The organism is Mesorhizobium sp. P2_H9 (assembly GCF_056403215.1).
In genome coordinates, this window is record NZ_JBFUFX010000008.1 from 112,480 (window position 1) to 129,062 (window position 16,583).

17 protein-coding genes are annotated in these 16,583 nt (G+C 59.5%); 4 read left to right on the top strand and 13 right to left on the bottom strand.

Annotation, left to right across the window (positions count from 1 at the left end; genetic code table 11):
• Positions 1-171 precede the first annotated feature (171 nt).
• The 8 genes from AC1DXN_RS16245 to AC1DXN_RS16280 all read right to left on the bottom strand — a co-directional run bounded on the left by AC1DXN_RS16245 (position 172) and on the right by AC1DXN_RS16280 (position 10,683).
• Entirely contained in the window at positions 172-3,600 is a 3,429-nt protein-coding gene (locus AC1DXN_RS16245) for a DEAD/DEAH box helicase family protein (protein ID WP_477274798.1), read from the bottom strand.
• Positions 3,600-4,130, bottom strand: a complete 531-nt coding sequence (locus AC1DXN_RS16250; protein ID WP_477274796.1) for a hypothetical protein — start codon at positions 4,128-4,130, stop codon at positions 3,600-3,602. Before AC1DXN_RS16250 ends, AC1DXN_RS16245 begins: the two co-directional genes overlap by 1 nt.
• Positions 4,131-4,209: 79 nt before the next feature.
• Positions 4,210-4,971, bottom strand: coding sequence for a protein NO VEIN domain-containing protein (locus AC1DXN_RS16255; protein WP_477421598.1), 762 nt, complete (start codon positions 4,969-4,971; stop codon positions 4,210-4,212).
• Positions 4,972-5,045: 74 nt separating this feature from the next.
• Complete coding sequence (locus AC1DXN_RS16260) at positions 5,046-6,236, bottom strand: restriction endonuclease subunit S (protein WP_477274792.1); 1,191 nt, start codon at positions 6,234-6,236, stop codon at positions 5,046-5,048.
• Positions 6,233-7,807, bottom strand: a complete 1,575-nt coding sequence (locus AC1DXN_RS16265; protein WP_477274790.1) for a type I restriction-modification system subunit M — start codon at positions 7,805-7,807, stop codon at positions 6,233-6,235. The genes AC1DXN_RS16260 and AC1DXN_RS16265 overlap by 4 nt, the downstream gene beginning before the upstream one ends.
• 29 nt (positions 7,808-7,836) lie before the next feature.
• Complete coding sequence (locus tag AC1DXN_RS16270) at positions 7,837-8,565, bottom strand: hypothetical protein (protein ID WP_477274788.1); 729 nt, start codon at positions 8,563-8,565, stop codon at positions 7,837-7,839.
• A gap of 205 nt (positions 8,566-8,770) precedes the next feature.
• The gene (locus tag AC1DXN_RS16275) at positions 8,771-9,952 is read right to left on the bottom strand and encodes a hypothetical protein (protein ID WP_477274786.1); all 1,182 of its coding nucleotides are present in this window, start codon (positions 9,950-9,952) and stop codon (positions 8,771-8,773) included.
• Between the two features lie 191 nt (positions 9,953-10,143).
• A complete protein-coding gene (locus tag AC1DXN_RS16280) occupies positions 10,144-10,683 on the bottom strand; it encodes a hypothetical protein (RefSeq protein WP_477274784.1) in 540 nt (179 codons plus the stop codon).
• A gap of 439 nt (positions 10,684-11,122) precedes the next feature.
• Between AC1DXN_RS16280 and AC1DXN_RS16285 the strand changes: the two genes are divergently transcribed.
• Complete coding sequence (locus tag AC1DXN_RS16285) at positions 11,123-11,416, top strand: hypothetical protein (RefSeq protein ID WP_477274782.1); 294 nt, start codon at positions 11,123-11,125, stop codon at positions 11,414-11,416.
• Positions 11,413-11,658: a hypothetical protein gene (locus AC1DXN_RS16290; protein WP_477274780.1), complete on the top strand. Its 246-nt coding sequence runs from the start codon at positions 11,413-11,415 to the stop codon at positions 11,656-11,658. The genes AC1DXN_RS16285 and AC1DXN_RS16290 overlap by 4 nt, the downstream gene beginning before the upstream one ends.
• On the opposite strand, the gene AC1DXN_RS16295 is transcribed toward AC1DXN_RS16290, so the two are convergent.
• Positions 11,655-12,515, bottom strand: coding sequence for an ATP-dependent DNA ligase (locus AC1DXN_RS16295; protein ID WP_477274778.1), 861 nt, complete (start codon positions 12,513-12,515; stop codon positions 11,655-11,657). The two genes, AC1DXN_RS16290 and AC1DXN_RS16295, sit on opposite strands and share 4 nt — an antisense overlap.
• Positions 12,516-12,922: 407 nt before the next feature.
• Between AC1DXN_RS16295 and AC1DXN_RS16300 the strand changes: the two genes are divergently transcribed.
• A complete protein-coding gene (locus tag AC1DXN_RS16300; protein ID WP_192177337.1) occupies positions 12,923-13,108 on the top strand; it encodes a hypothetical protein in 186 nt (61 codons plus the stop codon).
• A gap of 410 nt (positions 13,109-13,518) precedes the next feature.
• Here the strand turns inward: AC1DXN_RS16300 and AC1DXN_RS16305 are convergent, their stop codons facing one another.
• Positions 13,519-13,683, bottom strand: a complete 165-nt coding sequence (locus tag AC1DXN_RS16305) for a hypothetical protein (RefSeq protein ID WP_477274776.1) — start codon at positions 13,681-13,683, stop codon at positions 13,519-13,521.
• 591 nt (positions 13,684-14,274) lie between these two features.
• On the opposite strand from AC1DXN_RS16305, the gene AC1DXN_RS16310 reads away from it, so the two are divergent.
• Entirely contained in the window at positions 14,275-14,547 is a 273-nt protein-coding gene (locus tag AC1DXN_RS16310) for a hypothetical protein (protein ID WP_477274774.1), read from the top strand.
• A gap of 47 nt (positions 14,548-14,594) precedes the next feature.
• Here AC1DXN_RS16310 and AC1DXN_RS16315 read toward each other — a convergent pair whose 3' ends face one another.
• From AC1DXN_RS16315 to AC1DXN_RS16325, 3 genes are all read right to left on the bottom strand, one after another.
• The gene (locus AC1DXN_RS16315) at positions 14,595-15,458 is read right to left on the bottom strand and encodes a DUF2182 domain-containing protein (RefSeq protein ID WP_477274772.1); all 864 of its coding nucleotides are present in this window, start codon (positions 15,456-15,458) and stop codon (positions 14,595-14,597) included.
• A gap of 9 nt (positions 15,459-15,467) precedes the next feature.
• Complete coding sequence (locus tag AC1DXN_RS16320; RefSeq protein WP_477274770.1) at positions 15,468-16,106, bottom strand: DUF1326 domain-containing protein; 639 nt, start codon at positions 16,104-16,106, stop codon at positions 15,468-15,470.
• A gap of 142 nt (positions 16,107-16,248) precedes the next feature.
• Positions 16,249-16,548, bottom strand: coding sequence for a putative quinol monooxygenase (locus AC1DXN_RS16325; RefSeq protein ID WP_477274768.1), 300 nt, complete (start codon positions 16,546-16,548; stop codon positions 16,249-16,251).
• Between the last annotated feature and the right edge of the window lie 35 nt (positions 16,549-16,583).

Genomic DNA, 16,583 nt, shown 5'->3' on the forward strand with positions numbered 1-16,583 from the left:
GAAGGGGGAGCTCGCCAGCGCGCACCCGTAACGGGTCGCACTTTCCCGCACGCAGCATGACGGAACTCACCTTGAGCTTTCACCGGCGAACCAGAGGCTACCTGGTAGGCGATGTCGGGCTCTTGCACTGCTACGATCCATTTTCCGATCGCAAGCACCGACCGCTGCCAATTAGGCGACCGCACTGTCGCTAATCTCGCGGATGCGGCTGACGAGCCGGGTCACCCGGTCCTCATCGAACACCTGCTCTGGCCCTGTTGGCGCGATGTCGGTGAAAGGGGGCTCGTAGAGCAGGGACGGATCCATCATTCCCTGGTCGGTCAGGTGCTCGATGATCATGTCGATGAACTCGATTTGAGGCGCGGTCGCCTTGCCAGAGGAGAGGAACTCGCCGAAGGCCTCGCTCACCGCCGCCCGCTCTAATCCGACTAGGGAGCGCACAAAGCGACCAAAGCCGTTGCTCGCTTCACGGGCTCGCTCAATATCGCCGGCTTCGCCAATACCGGCGTCGAGGAGCATCTTCTCCAACTCCGTCAGGTCGATCGCGGTCAGGGGCCTGCCCTGACGTAGCTTGTGCAGAACGATATGATCCTCGTGCTTCCGCAGGAAGTGTCGCGCCTTCTGCTTGAAGCGCGCGAAGTCGGCCTCGCCGACTTGTGGCAGATCATGTTCGACGCCTTCACCAATCTCATCGGCGAAGTTCGAATAGACCACGGCCTTGCGGCCCTTCTCGATGTGCTGGACAAGATCCCGCAGCCGCAAACGCACCAGTTCCAGGAGGGGAACGATGACACCCTCCCACCAGGTGTCGGTCTGGATTTCCTCGATCAAGACAGCCTGATGCGCGATCGCCGGGATGCCCGCCTGGTCTTCAAGTGCCGATGCGATCTCAAGCAGTTGCTTCTTCAGCGTGTCGAAGCGTCTGGAGCCTTTCTGCAGAGTAAGCTCAAGCTGGAACATCAGCAGGTCGAAGCGCTTCGCTTCCTCGGTCCCGAGTTCACGCGACGACGGAAGCGGCGCAATGTCGCCCACCAGTTCGTCGCGCGCATCATCGTCGATGTCATTCCAAGCCTGGTCGGCCTGGTATTTCTCGACCGTCCGGCGCTTCTGGCGCACGATGAAGTTCTCGAGGTTCAAGCCCGCGACGGTCTCGCGCAGAACGGCCAGCGCGCTCGCGCGCACCTCTTCCTCGCTGGGCGGATCTTCCCGATTGTCGGGCGCCTCGTAAGGTTGCTGCTCGGGTGCGGAGAAGCCGCCAGCCTTGCCATGTTTGTCGTCCAGTGCGCGGACAAGATCGAGCCGGGCTGCGAACAGACGTGCCGAAAGAGACTTGGCAGCGCTCGCTTCCTTGATCTCGGGATTGGCGCCGAAAAATTCGAGGTTCTGGCAATAGTCGAAGACGCGGAAGAACTCTTTATCCTGGCCGGGACCGAACAGGTCGGGGCAGAGCCGCGTGCCGCGCCCCATCATCTGCCAGAACTTCGTCTTCGACCGAACCTGCTTGAAGAAGACGAGGTTCACTACCTCCGGAACGTCGATGCCGGTGTCCAGCATATCGACCGAGATGGCGATGTGCGGGGCCTTGTCCTTCTTGGAGAAGTCGTCGATCAGCGTCTGCGCATATGGGCCGCTCTCATAGGTGATGACGCGGGCGAAATGTCCAGCAAGCGAAGGATAGGCCGCGTTGAAGCGAGCTTCGATATAAACAGCATGCGCCTGGTTCTTGGCGAAGATGATGGTCTTGCCGAGTCGATCGCCGCCCTCGAGCTTCAACCCGTTCTGCATCAGGTGAGCGATAACCTGGTCGACGGTGTCCTGGTTGAAAAGACGTTTGTTCACCTCGGCCGCCTCGACCGTATCGGGGATCTCGTCCTCGCCCCATTCCAGCATGTCCCACTGGTCCTTCTCCTCTTCGGAGAGATCGTCGTAGCGCAAACCGGAGCGCACGATCTTCAGCGGCACGGAGATCGCCACGGGCGGCACGAGATGGCCGTCGGCGACAGCTTCTTCAAGGCTATAGGCGTCGGTGGGCACGCCGTCTTCCAGGTCGAACAGCGAATAGGTGTTCTTGTCGATTTCATCCTTGGGCGTCGCCGTCAGGCCGACGAGGAAGCTGTCGAAATACTCGAAGATCGCGCGGTAGCGTTGGTAGACCGAGCGGTGAGCCTCATCGATGACGATGAGGTCGAAGTGGCCGGGCCCGAACTTCGCCTTCCCCTCCTGTCTGCCATCGATGAGGTTCATCATCGTCGGATAGGTGGAGAGGAACACTCGGCCCTCGCTGGTGCGTTCCGTGACCAGATTGACCGGCGCCGAATCCGGGAGGTGCGCCTTGAACGCGCCGGCCGCCTGGTTGACCAGCGCAACGCGGTCGGCGAGGAACAGCACGCGCTTTACCCAGCCGGCGCGCATCAACAGGTCGACCAGTGCGATCACCGTGCGCGTTTTGCCTGAGCCGGTGGCCATCACCAGCAGCGCCTTGCGCTCGCCCTCATCCTCGAAGGCCTTGGCGATAGCGCGGATGGCGTGCTGCTGGTAGGGGCGCTTGTCGCCGGCGATCTTCGTATTGAGCTTTGTCTCGGCAAGCTTCCTGCGGCTCGTGCGGCGCTGGATCAGCAGCTCCAACTCGTCACGCTTGTAGAAGCCGCCGATCTGGCGCGGCGGATAGCGCACATCGTCCCAGATCCAATGCTCGTAGCCGTTCGAGTAGAAGATCACCGGTCGCTGCCCGTAGCGCGCCTCCAGCCGGTCAGCATAGAGCTTCGCCTGCTGCTGGCCCTGGCGGGCATCCTTGCGGGTGCGCTTTGCCTCGACCAGGCCCAGGGGCTTGCCGTCCGCGCCCCACAACACACAGTCGACGAAGCCGACGCCCTGCTCGTTCGGCATGCCCTCGACGCGGAACTCGGTGTCTTCCGACCTATCCAGCGCCCAGCCCGCCTCCAGCAGCAGAAGGTCGATGAAGCGGTCGCGGGTTTCAGCCTCATTGTAGTCATGCGTGGATGGAGCTGCCTCGGCGTCATGCCGGGCGGCTGCAACTTCGGCACGCAGGCGCTGCAATTCGGCGTCGAGGTTCTGCCGGTCGGAAAGCAGCTTGGTCAGTTCGCCGTTCCTGGCATCCAACTCGGCTTGCTGCGCCTTCAGATGCGCGAAGGCTTTCTTCAGCGTCTCGTCACGGCGCGCCAGCACCGAGGGGTCGAAGGCTAGGCCGTCCGCTGGCTTTGCCTTGCGCGCGTAAGTGCGCGCCAGCCAGAAGCAGACATGGAACAGTTCCTTGACCGCCCCGGCAGCATCGCCTGGCCGGATGATCTTTTCCTCATGCACGGCGCGATTGCGCAGCGTGTTGATGAATTTCGCTTTGGCGAACACCGCTTCGCCCGCAGCGCGGCGAAAGCTCGGTTCATGCAGCAGGGCGGCGATATTGTCCTGATAGGGCAGCTTCAGGCCAGGATCGTTGCGGAAAGCCCATTTGACCGCGAGCTCAACCGTCTTGCCTGCGAAGAACGCCGCAGCTGTCGGCGACACGCCCGCCTGCCGCTCGGCCTCCACCGCCGCCTCGTGGACGCTTGGAAACTCCGCAGCGAGGAAGGTGAAGTTGGACATCACACCACTTGTGCCAGTCGTGAAAAATGCTTCGCAAAGGCTTCTCTGACCGGCGGCCAATCGGTATCGATAAGCTGCGCATTGGAATTGACTGTGTTCATCACGTCGTAGCCGGCAGCGTGTAGTTCTTGGGCAAGCTTGCGTTCTAACGCTGCCGCTCGATCACGATAGGGATTGTGAAGCTCGAGCGCTGCCTGCCAATGCGGTTGAACTCTGTAGGCAAACTCTGGGTGCCGCTCGACTTCCGGAAAAATAGGACCGTAGGAGATCATGCGAAATTTTTCGTATGAGTGAATTTCGCGATTCTTGAACCTATCCTGCAAGTGGCGAAGCAGAGCATTAGTGTTGTCAGCATCGCCAAGATGCTGCCCCATCCGACGATACACAGACGCCGCATAAGGACTGGAGTTGTCTCCGGTGCGGCCGACATATAGAACGTCGTCAGCTACGGCTTTCACTTGCCACACGTAGAGCCAAAAGCCCCTCTCCGTCATTCCGCCTGGTAGATCCAGCTCGTAGATCGACGGCATCTTGTCCCCTGCCTTTGGCTCTTCCAGAAACAAATCCAAATAGTATCTATAGTTTCATATCTTCAGAGGGCAATCGCGTTCAGAACTGAGCCCGCCAAGTCGCGGCTCTCAGCAGCACCGATCTGTCCAGCGGTGGCGTGAGTTCGAAGGCGCGCGGTTGGCGGGCGAAGTCGAACAGTCGCGCAAGCCGGAAAGCATCCGGCCGCTCGTCGGAAAAGGCCCGCTCGTTCTCTGAGAGCAGAAACGGGGTCTGCTTGTGACCGGTGGTGGTCTTCACCTCGATCAACCGCTCGCGGCCGGCCGGATCGAACGAGCGGATGTCATAGCCGGCGCCATCGCCGTCCTCCACTGATACCCAGCGCACCTTGCGGGCAAGGTCGTCGCGCCCTGCCGCACGCAAGCCCGATTGCTCGGCAAAGAAGACGCGCTCCTCGCCGTTCTTGCCCAGTTGTCGGTTGCGAGCGTCCCGGAGTGCCGGATCAAACTTCCGCACGATCCGCTCCAGCGCGGGCGGCACAGCCTCGAAAGCCACGACAGGCGGCGCTTCGAAGAAAAGGGGCTGAGGCTCTTGCAAGCCGAGCGCAGACGGGGCCGAGATCTGGTTATCGAAGAGCGAAGGATTGCTGACGATATGGCGCTCGACACCGTCGACCAGCGCGCGCTGGAAGTTCGCCATTGGCTTGTAGCCGGCGATCCACCGCATGCCGAGCCGATAGAGCACCGCGCTGATGTTCTGGTGCTTGAATTCGATCGAGCCGCGGCTGCGGCCAGTCAATTCCTGAAGCTGCGCGTTGCGCTGCGCCTTCACGAATGGAAGGCTCGCCAGTTCCAGCGACAGCATGTCGAAATAATCTGCAACAATCAGGTCGATCTCACGGTCGGTCCAATCACTGCCGGCCAGTGCGTCGGACATGGCTAAAGCTTGCCCGAAAAGGCGCGGTGCTGGAGTGAGGCGAAGAAGGCTTCCAGGTATTCAAATTGCTTGGTGCTAGGCATCAGAACATCTCGCGCTGCCCCAACCCGTCTCGCAAATTCGTCTTGAGTTTCCCGGTTTGGCAAGATCAATGGAAAGTATCGGAGATCTCCAAGGTTGATCCCCTTCACCGCGGCACCTTTGGTTCTTCTGTCCATCCAGTTCTTTGCCGAACTTGTTTCGAGTTGGGCCTTCACAAAGTGAGTGTTGGCTGAAGCGATCGCAAGACGCGCAGTATCCTGAGTGATATTCGCTCCATCACAAGCGCGAGGAGCAATTGCCATCCGGCCGACATGCCCACGAATCGAAATTAGCAAATCTCCCTCATTTAGGGTTGAGCGCCTATATTCTTGGGCGATTTTGGCTGTTGTCTTCTTCAATCCGGCCACATCAATTAAACTGTTTTTAATATCAACTACCCGAATGTATGGAACACCGTCGCGCTGATCTGGCCCAGGTTTCAGAATACCGTAGGTGATCTTTCTCGATGGTGAAATCACACCTTCGAGCGGGCCTTTCGGATAGCGGTTTGGATTTTCGATTGGGTCTCCAAACATCTCCAGAAAGATCGATTGCGAGAGACTGTCGAGCAGTTCGATGGCGCGCATGCGCTTGCGGCGTAGCGCATCCGCCTGGTCAAGGATCGCTGCAATCCTTCGCTGCTCGTTCACCGGAGGCAACCGAACTTCGATACTTGCGACAATCTCGGAATTTAGGTTCTTGACCGTTGATCCGCCTGCCCGCGCCGCGAACTGGCTATAAACCGCATCGGAACCGAGGAGATGGTAGAAATAGTCCGGATGAACGGCATCTTTGACCCTAGGCTTGAGGACAAGCCAGCCGTCATGAATGCAACCTTCTGTTGCCATGATATAAGGCCGCCCAAAGCTCATCGAATTTGTTAGAAGAAAGTCACCTGGATTGACCAAACGGGTTTTGGAAAGACCCTCTCTCTTTATTTTTTCCTTCGTTCGCTCAATAAATTTGCCGCCGCTGGCCGATGCATCGCCAATTTTTATCCAGTTCAGACCGTCAGACCGATCGGTGATGAACTGTTCGATGGGACGCGGTGACCCGCCCCGCGCGACTTCAAAGATGTCGCCTAGACGTTTGAGTTGCCAATGGGCGGTCAAAGCATTGCCTCCAGTTCCTCCAGCCCCTCAGCGATCTCCTTCTCCAGCGCTCTTAGCTCCGTGATGATCTCCTTCGGCGGGCGGTGCTCCTGTGCCGCATGCACCACCTCCTTATAGCGATTAATGGAAAGATCGTAGCCGGCGGCCGCAATGTCCGCTTTCGGCACGCAGAAGCTCTGCGCTGTGCGCGAACGCTCGCGCTCGGTGCCATTGCGCTCGGCCCAGTGCGCGGTGATGTCTGGCAGGTTGTTCTTCGCCAGTTCCTCGTCAGTGAGCGTTAGATTGACGAAATGACCAGCTTCGCGGTGTCCCGGCGTCGGCCCGATTTGTTGGGGAGGCAAGAGCGGCGTGCGCTTGTCATCCAGCGAAAAGCCGTCGGCCTGGCAGTCGTAGAACCAGACATGATCTGTGCCGCCGGAATTGGTCTTGGTGAACAGCACGATGGCGGTTGAGACGCCAGCATACGGCCGGAACACACCGGACGGCAGTTTGACGATGCCGTCGAGGCGGTGGTCCTCAACCAGCATCCTGCGGATTTCCTTGTGCGCAGTGGAGGAACCGAACAGCACGCCGTCCGGCACGATCACCGCAGCGCGCCCGCCGGGCTTCAACAGCTTCAAGAACAGCGCCATGAACAGAAGCTCGGTCTTCTTTGTCTTGACGATCGAGAGCAGATCCTTGGCTGTCGTCTCATAGTCGAGCGAGCCGGCAAAGGGCGGATTGGCCAGCACCAGCGAATAGTGGTCCTCGTCGCCGGCATGCTCCTGACTAAGCGAATCCTTGTAGCGGATGTCAGGATCCTCGACGCCATGCAGCGTCATGTTCATCGAACCGATACGCAGCATGGTGTTGTCGAAGTCGAAGCCGTGGAACATCCCCTCGTTGAAATGGTCGCGGCTTTCCTGGTCGTGGAACAGCTTCGGATGGTTGTCGCGCAGATATTCGCCGGCCGCAACCAGGAAGCCGCAGGTGCCGCAGGCCGGGTCGACGATGATGTCCTTGGGCGTCGGCGCCGTCATCTCCACCATCAGCCCGATGATGTGGCGCGGCGTGCGGAACTGGCCGTTCTGGCCGGCGCTGGCGATCTTGCCCAGCATATATTCGTAGAGGTCGCCCTTGGTGTCGCGGTCCTGCATCGGCAGCTTGTCAATAAGGTCAACAACCTTGACCAACAGCGCTGGCGACGGAATGGTGAAGCGCGCACCCTTCATGTGAGTGGCATGCGCGGTGCCGTCTTCCGCCATGGTGCGCAGGAAGGGGAAGACGTGTTCGGAAACGAGTTCGAACATCGTGCCAGCGTCGTTGTTCTTCAGCCGCGACCAGCGCATGTCCACATAGGCGATGCCGCCGTTCGCGCCGATGCCATCCTTGCCATCCTTGAAGATACGCCGGCGCATCGGCTGGCCGGTCCGCGTCGAGCGGTTCTCCTCCAGTTGCTCGGCATCGTCCAGCCCGCGCATGAACAGCAGGTAGGTGATCTGCTCGATCACCTCGAGCGGATTGGCGATGCCGCCCGCCCAGAAGGCGTTCCAGACGGCATCGATTTTCGAACGCAATTCACCTGTGATCATTATTCTGCTTCTCAATTGCCGTCAGCCGCTCACTCAGCGGCTATTACTGTTTCACTTAGGCCTCTAGCAGCGCCCGAGTTTTCAAGCCAGGTTGCCCATCTCAAAAGGAACTCGCGAAACCCGTTCTCCGAAATTCGCAGAACGTTGAGACTTTCAATCGGCGGTCCGGCGTAGGCGCAATCCGAAACCCCATCTCGGCAGAGAAGTTGTTTCTTGCCGCGCTTGCCGCTGACAAATGCAAGCATATCCGCTTCGCCCTCGGAAGATTCGCCTTTGCTGTCCAGATACATGATCCCACCATGGGAAAGTCCGTTCCGAAGACAACTGAAGAATGTGCGCAACGCTAGGTTGCCAGCCGCGTTTTGGGCGCCAGCGCCACGCAACTCTTCGGCTAATTCAGATGGAAGCCGCCTAGCGAGGTCGAACATTGCCCAGCCGCTAACAAAGGCCCAGCCAAGGCCCTCAAAGAACGAGGTCTCCTTTAGGCGTTTGTCACATTCGCTGCGAACCGCTTCGGTTAGGACAGGGTCTATGCCCGCCTCGCTGGAGTAGCCCGGATTGCCGTTCAAGGCTTGCAGTATGCGTTCAGCCGGTAAAACGATCATCGGCGTCGCCAAAGCCAATAACAAAGTCGTGCCCAAAGGACCGCCATGCCTGTCGGCTTGTCGCTGATCCGCCTTGACCACTGGGTAAAGGGTTTTGACCAGCTCGCAACAGCGCACCGGCAACATGTGGCTGTAGTGCTGCGGAATGCCCACGGCTCGATCCTCCTAAACGTTGCCGTTGGATCACTACGGCTGTTTGCCTGTTTGATCTACCTGTCATGCGGCACATAACCGACCCGCCTGACAAGATTCGAATCTTTGACCTCTGCAGGCGAAGTTCCATTTCGCCGTTGGAGCCCGCGCTTGCTTAGCGGGTTGACGCCCCAGCCGCGTAGCGTCGAAGCAACAGCGCAATGTGCTATCCACCGAGACCGCACGAGTGTGGGATATTGACCGGGATCGATCCTATGCGCTTGCCATCATAGCCTTCCGCGACCGTCGCAATCACCGCCGGATTCCAGCCGTAACCGCAGTGGGCGGTGTCCGGGCGCTCCAACAAGCCGAGATAAGTCTGATCGTTTGAGACAATGACGTTGGTGATCTTCATGTCCTCCGGCAGATACGCTTTGGGGAAGAGCCGATAGCTCAATAGGTCATTCGGGTCAGTGAAAGCGACAAAGCGGATGGGGCTGGAGGGCTCGGTGATAAGGGTCCTGATCTTCGGAGCTCGCGCGCTGGCGAAGACGTCAAGGAGTGACCCGCTAGCCACCTCTGCAGATTTGTCAGCTGCAATCCTGGCTGTGCCTTGAGAGTAGGTTGCGGCATTCAAGAGAGGTATCTGGTTTGCCAGCAGGAAAACCATCTGAACATCGCCAAGGCGCTGGGCAATCCGCGGCTGTTGCGATGCAGTCGCGGTTTGCCATATCGAGACGATCGCATCTGAAAGCATCTTACTGCCCAAGCTTTCGGCGACTAGGACGGTCTTCCGACGCGGCTTGCTATCATCGATCAGGCAGCGACCCGCGCCTGAGATATCGCCGCCCAGAGCGTCACAGACTTCTGAACGTATCCAGGACCTGGTTGGGTTACCAGCCGTGCCCGTGTAGATCACGGCGTCGGAAAAGCAGTCGTCAATCAGCCCTTTCTTGAAGTCCCTGTTCAGGCTGGCACGCTTCAGGTCATCATTGTGGTCAAGCCCAATCGCGATCTTTGCGCCGGCCGCAAGCGGCGACCAGACGAGAAAACGGAGTTCGAGGGAATGTCCGCTCACACTGTGGTTGAACGTGACGCGCGCGGCGCGCTCCGGGCCATATACGACGTTTCGAGTAGACGACCCAATTGCGATCGCCTGTTGGAGAAGGGCATGACGATTATCTGCCCACTCTTCCTTGTGAGTGCACATGCCGTGCACCCAGACGACCCGTAGGTCTTCTTGGGTGGCAAAGCTCATGATGCCACCAAAGCTGGAAGCGTTGTCCTGGCCTGGCTCTTGGATCTTCGGAGGGATGTAAGGGGTAGTGCACCCCACAATCAACAATGCAGCGCCGAAGATTATTGCAGAAAATAGCTTGCACAAAGTGCGCTCTATTACTCTTGCCATTTCTCTTCTCCCGCTTCCTCTTCAGTGAAGCTGAGAAAGGGGGAAAAAGCGAGTCGTTTCAACCGTTCGAGAACTATCGGATGGAAGACACGCGGAGACCGCGCTCATAGCGGCAGAATGGGCAGGATCGATCATGGCGCCAAGCCTGGCGTCACATCAGTGCGTCGCCATCGGTGTGTTCCTCCTGGCCTTCAATTACGAGACAGCTTGTGAATCTCCAGCCTTACCGGCCCACCTCTGTCACAACTCGTGCAGAACAACGCCCTCTCGACCGAGTTGAACAGAGCGCCCTTTCCATAACGCCGGATGAGAGTTGCCGGCTTCACCTCCGCATGATGGGAGCAGTTCTTGCACCATGCGCGCAGCGTATGCCATTCGCGGAGGTCGCCGAGCGAGACGTCGAGGCCCGCATGAACGCTGCCTTCAACGATTGTCTGCGGTTCTACTGTCGGCTCTCCCGGCGTCAGGATCTTCTCCATGACATGGCGACTGTTGTAGTGAATCAGAAGCATGCCCGGCCGTCGCCGAATGGCGACTTGCCAAGCCGCCTGACTGACGCTGGAATCCGGTGATCGAGAAATTGTCTCGATGAGGGCCTTTTCCTCTCGATCCCAAACCTCAATCCGAAAATTGTCCTCCGCCGTTTTCACCATAGCTTCGCCGGCCGACGCCTTTGGCGCGTCGCCATTTTCCTTTTCCCCGCTTCTGAAGAGCCCACAAATAAGGAACATATTCCTCGCCAGTCAAGACGTTCTTGACTCTGGCGTTCTTATTTTGTTCACTGTCAACCAGAGAGCAATAGGAGGCGAACATGGAGCCCGCTTGGTCATCAAGGGCGCATCCGCCGAGGAGATCACGCGGGACAGCTGCGGCAGTGGCGCTCTGTCAGGTAGGTCGGGAGGTAAAACGCTTCCGTGAAACACGGAAAGCCGAACGATAGCCCGAGCATGATTGAGCCGATAGCACTGCCGTGAATGACGAACTTGCCCGCCTGCCTCAAAGCCGAGAGCCACCGCAATCGCGCGGCTTGATTGAGAACCATGGTTGCGAGCATTCGGGCTGCGGAACGCTTGGTGGGTTCGGCTTCGCTAGGCCCCGGCAGCAGTCGCATTGGTTCTGTCTCGCCCATCGTGAGAACGGCGAACGATATCTTTCAAGAGGAAAGCATCCATGACCCGCTCGACCTTCGCAGGGGAACTGCAGGCCCAATCCGACCGCATTGCGGACGCATCCCGCGCCGATCTTCAGGTCATGCTGCGACGGGCCGCTTTGATGATCAGAAACACTGACGGCATCGACCTCGATCCCCGGATGGAAGAAGCTCTATCGGGCGTCGCAGCTGAGATGGAGATTTCGAAATCCGAGCTAGTCATGACCATCATCGGAGATTGGCTTGTCGCCAACGCCTATTTGCCGGTGCCTTACGCGCTCGATGAAGAGACCAGCGTGGATGGAAATCCATGATCCCTGCACCAAGGCACCAACAGGATTATCCCGACCGCACTATCGACTGTCAGGAGGCAATGGAGCCAGGCTTTCAAGTGATCGTCGATTGCATGCAGGAGGCAGGCTGGACGCGCGGTGAAGTCATCCGGTCCCTTCGCCGTCTCATCGCCGCCGACAACATGACGCAGAAAGAGAACGCCAAGGTCGAAGCGGACCTAGCTATCGCTCGTGCCATGATGCGCGCTGGCCGGCCACTCTAGCCTTCTTCCCGAAAGTCCTGCAGCGAGGCATGGCGTAGGTCTTCCTCGCCGCGCAAGTGCTTTACCGTGGCAACGAGCCCCGGCTTAACCCAAATCGTCGCCGGCCGCTTCATTCCCTTCGGCGCCGTGCCTGCGTGGTCCTGGACGCGTTGCCAGAGCCGTTCGCGCATATCGCGGTTCAAGGTGATGAATGCCGAGCCGACATAGCGCCCCGTGCCGCGCTCTGCCATTAGAGCGAAGGCGGGTTTGCCGGCCTCGCGCTCGACGCCGAGAAGATCGAACTCGCCGATCGCATAGCATTTAGCCTTTAGCCAGTTGGTCGACGGGCCGCTGCGATACCTACTGTCTTTGCGCTTTGAAACCATGCCTTCGAGGCCGGCCTGGTCGACGAGGTGAAAGACCGAGGCGCCGGTGCCCGGCAGCGCTTCGCTGAATTGAATGCGACCGCCTTTCGGGATCATCTCGGCCAGGATCTCGCGGCGATCCTCCAATGGCATGGCGCGCAGTTCGTGGCCGTTGAGGTGTAGCAAATCGAAAGCGACGAAATAGAGGTCGTGCTGCCGCCTGGTGATCGCCTTGCGCAGCTCGCCGAAGTCGGAAAGGCCGGCGTCGTTGAGAACGACGATCTCGCCGTCAATAATGGCGCTTTCCACCTCAAGCTCGCCGGCTGCCTTGGCGAGGTCACGATACTTCGACGTCCAGTCGAGCCCGCGCCTAGTGAAGATGCGCACGCCGTCTGCATCCCTGACGATCTGGGAGCGGTAGCCATCGAACTTGACTTCGTGGATCCATCCCTCGCCCTCGGGAGGCTTCTCCACCAAGGTAGGCATCAATGGCGGGACAAACTTCAAACGCATGCATCGACTCGCAAACCCGCGAGTCAATTAGCATACGCTTAATTAGTTCCGGAACATTTTAACGAATCGTTGACCGCGCTGTCCCAGAATAGGACGGCGCGGTCAAACCCCAACCCGACCTGCGCAGGCGGCTCCGGCAACTTAGGCCCACCCACACTGTCGGAGCCGCTCCCACACTCGTTCATGATACCAGCAATGGTTGAACCAACTGTTACCGCACGTGCTTTCCAGTCCACTTTCCCAGTGGTTAGACTTTGATGCAACCGACACAAGGAAGCCCGCCAGCGCGCGTTCCGCTTCCTCGCGCGTTCCTGTGGGCGCAAGCTGCCCGCCTGGCGGCGGCTGGTGCTAAAGTGGCGTGACAAGCCGGACGCCTTAATGCTTCGGCGGAATGTAGGGGAGCCACAATGGCCTACACTGTCATCTGGTATGGAAGACAGGGCATCGTCGACAAGATGACATTCGACGCCGAGAAGGTCGCGAAAGACTATGCAATCTCCATGTTCCAGACCCGAAAGGGCGACGATGGGATTGTGTCCGTTGAAGTTCGCAAGGACGACGGCGCAGTCGTCTTCAGCCACGCGGAGAATTAGGAAGGCCCGCGTCTCGCGCGGCCTGGCGCACAAGCCATTTGGCGGCTCTTCGCGGAGGGCCTTACCCAGTTTCTGCTGGTCGCGTGTTCGCTTGTTGCAAACCCCGAAAACATAAGCCGTTTGAAAATGCGAAGGGAAAAAGCCCGCTGCCTGGGCGGGTGGGCTGTTGGGGCGGCAGCGGGCTTCGTTGCTAGGCAACATCGAGACCATGAGCCGGCGCTAATGCGGAAGACCTTAACGGAACCCGGACAATTTTACCGATCGGCCCGTCGCCTGTGGATACTGGGCAAACGCTGTGTGGCGACCGTCTATTGCCGCTCGGTGCACCGGTCGGGCTGGAGTCAGGGGTATAGATCGACCCTACTCTCTTGCCGCCACACTTGGCACATTTCAGCTTCGGAATAAGGTCATTATTGCCGGTGCGTCGGGCCCGAACCGACCAGCCGCTCGACATAGCGCGGGCTGATGACCCTAAAATCCTTCTTGTCGTCGCAGCATTCATAGCCGGTGACCGGATCACGGTAGCCGGAATACCAGTTATGAGCGACGGCAAGCATGATCAAAAAGAGGTTCATGTGACCCTAGTCTTAACATTGCGGCTGGGTGGCAGGCCATCAACCCCGGCTACCCGCTCGCTTGCCGGGCCGCCTCAAGGCAGTTAACTGAATGAAAAACCTCGCCGCTCCATTCGCGAAGCGGCGAGGCCCCCAACCGCCCCAATTGCCAGGCCCCAACACCCGGCACTTCTGACACCGCAAATCTGGTGCCAGCGGCAAATGATCCATTGTGGGGCAGGGTCACCGCGCGTTATTCGTTGTCGTTCCGTGCCGAGCGCTCACCAGCGCGCGCTTCGGCCTGCCGCCAGGGAACTTCAGCAATTTCTAACATGGAGCGGCGGCACAGCACCACGCGGCGGAACAGCGGCCCTTCTCGCGAGTTATTTCCATTAGGAGTGACTAATATGAGATTCAGGCTCGTTCAGGAGCCAACCGACACTTGGGCCGCAATTGAGACCATCGTGGACGTGCCGGCGGATTTCGCTAACCAATGCCTCATCGGTTTGACCCGCGATGGCGCCGAATGGTTCGCCGCAAGATGCAATCAAAAAATGTCGCGAAGCGTTCTGCGCAAGTGGATATTCCTGAAACGGTTCGTCGACAGGCCACATGATGACCGAGGAAGCGCTTGCGGCAGTTTTGGCAGTGAGGAACAAGGAAGCCCAGATCCTGGGTGTATTCGATAGAACCAATAAAACCGATGCCATTCTTGACGTGCGCCGTCTGGGCGAGGCCGTTCAGTTTGTCGCCAATGCTCCGATCCTGGGCTACGATGTCCGTGCCGCAACGGTCGTATATGGCGACCTGGGGACTCCAACTCTTCGAGCCAGAGATTGCGAGCAGCTGTGGGCCAAATACGGAAAGGCCCTGCTCGCGTGTTAATGAGATCAGATCCTAGACGGGTTACCCGAGCCGGGAAGCGAAGGCGGCTAGCCGCCCATCCACGGCATATCGATCGCTCCGAGCGACACAACGATCCCGAGGGCCACCAGCGCAACGCCCAAACTACCTTCGAAGCGGCGGCCACCGGGCAGCAGCTTCTCGACGAAGACGACCAGCGTCAAAAGCAGCATCCAGGCGACACTCATGACGCCGGTCGCGACCAGCACGGCAAACAGCGCCCAGCAGCAGCCAAAGCAATAGAGGCCGTGGCGCAGCCCCATCTTGAGCGCGCCAAAACGCCCGTCGCGCCAGTGCTGTGCAACGAAAGCAAGCGGCGAACGGCAATGGCTGAGGCAAATGTGCTTGAAGGTCGTGAATTGGTAGAGCCCGGCGACGCCAAGCGTGGCACCGAGCGCGAGCGGTGCCCATTTCGAACGCTGGGGTGGATCGAGGCTCGTTGCAAACTCACTGCCGACCTGGACCAGGACATACACGACGAGGCCCGCCCCCGCCCAGACGAGCAGGTAGCCCGCGACGAAGGTCCACGTCGGGATGGCCACGTGTTGTTCACGCCTCGCCTGCGCCGCCGCGAACATATAGATCATGGGCGCCGCAGCTGGCAGCATCATGGCCGCCATCATCACGGTCCAGACAGCGAGAAAAGCTGCGGCGCCGGCAACTGACCAGCCGTCGGCGGCAATTCCGGCCATCGCCATGCCGGGCATGCCTTCCATACCCTCCATACCGCCGCGCACGGCAATGCCCATGGGCATATCCATGCTGAAGATCTGGTAGAGGGTGAGCGCCCACGCCGCTGCTGTCAGCCCGACGAGCGATGCGAGTAGACCGAGCGGGATGCCGCGGAGATTCCGGGTGAACCGCCGCGATCTCCTGAGGAACGCGTCAGCCATTGTCATTCCCTAGTTCGGGCCGGTCCAGTCGAACGGAATGTGCTTGCTCGAGCGGGCCGTGCCAGTCCAGTCGAGCCCGAAGCCTTTGGTGCTCACCTCGACAGAACGCCCCCATGTGGCAACCTGGCCCGGGCCGACCTCAGAGCCGGGCGGGTTGATCGTCTGCACCCGCTTGCCGGGTGGTGTGGTGGGACCCGAAAGCGCTTCCACGCGCCCAACGACGAGGCCAGGAATATCGACCCGCCAGGTGGCCAGGTCGCCCGCCACCTCGAAAGTGATCGGAACGAACTCCATGCCACGCATCTCGCCGATATTGGCAGCAAAGCCCGCCGGCCAGCCGCCGGCGTGGCCGCCGAAGATCACCTGCAGGGCTTCGCGCTGGGGCTCATTCGCCTTCTCGTCGAGATACATGCCCATCACGGCCTTTGCCTCACCGGCCCATAGATTGCCTTCGAACTCGCCGAGCGCCACCAGCGTCAGGCCGTCGAGCTTCACGTCGCCATATTGACCCTCGCGCACATGCCAGGCGAGCACGCCCTGGCAGTGATTGCCGGTTGGCCGCTGGGCGAACTCGCAAGGGCAAGGGATCTCGCAGCTGCAGATGTCGAACCAGTCGCCTGCGAGCCGCCATTGAGGCACTGCATTCATGGCTTTCCTCCTCGAAATCTAGGCCATTTATACGTCGAAGGCTGAGCGCACTCCAGTAGTCCGTGCATCGCTCACTGATTTTGGTGGACGGCCCCCACATTAGTGGTCGAGCGGTGCACACCAAGCCCGGAGATGAGCCACTTCAGGTCCCGATGTCGGCGACGACCGTTCCGGAGACAGGATCGGTGACGCCGAGGTCGCCGCCGAGATCCTCAAGCATGTCGCGCATCGTATCCAAAAGGCCAATCATCTGCGGCCGTGCCGCTGCAAGGTCATCCATGTCGTTCCATTCACCAACGACACAGAAGGTCCGGTCGCCGGTCTTGATCAGTGCGGCCTTTCGGAAGCCCTTGACGTCGAGGCTCGCCTTCTTGTGTGCATCGATGAATGTCTGTTCCCTGCCCGGCTTGGTGCGGAACCGAACGACATTGTAAGCAGTCATGCCTTCCTCCAATCGATTGCGAGGATTCTCTTGTC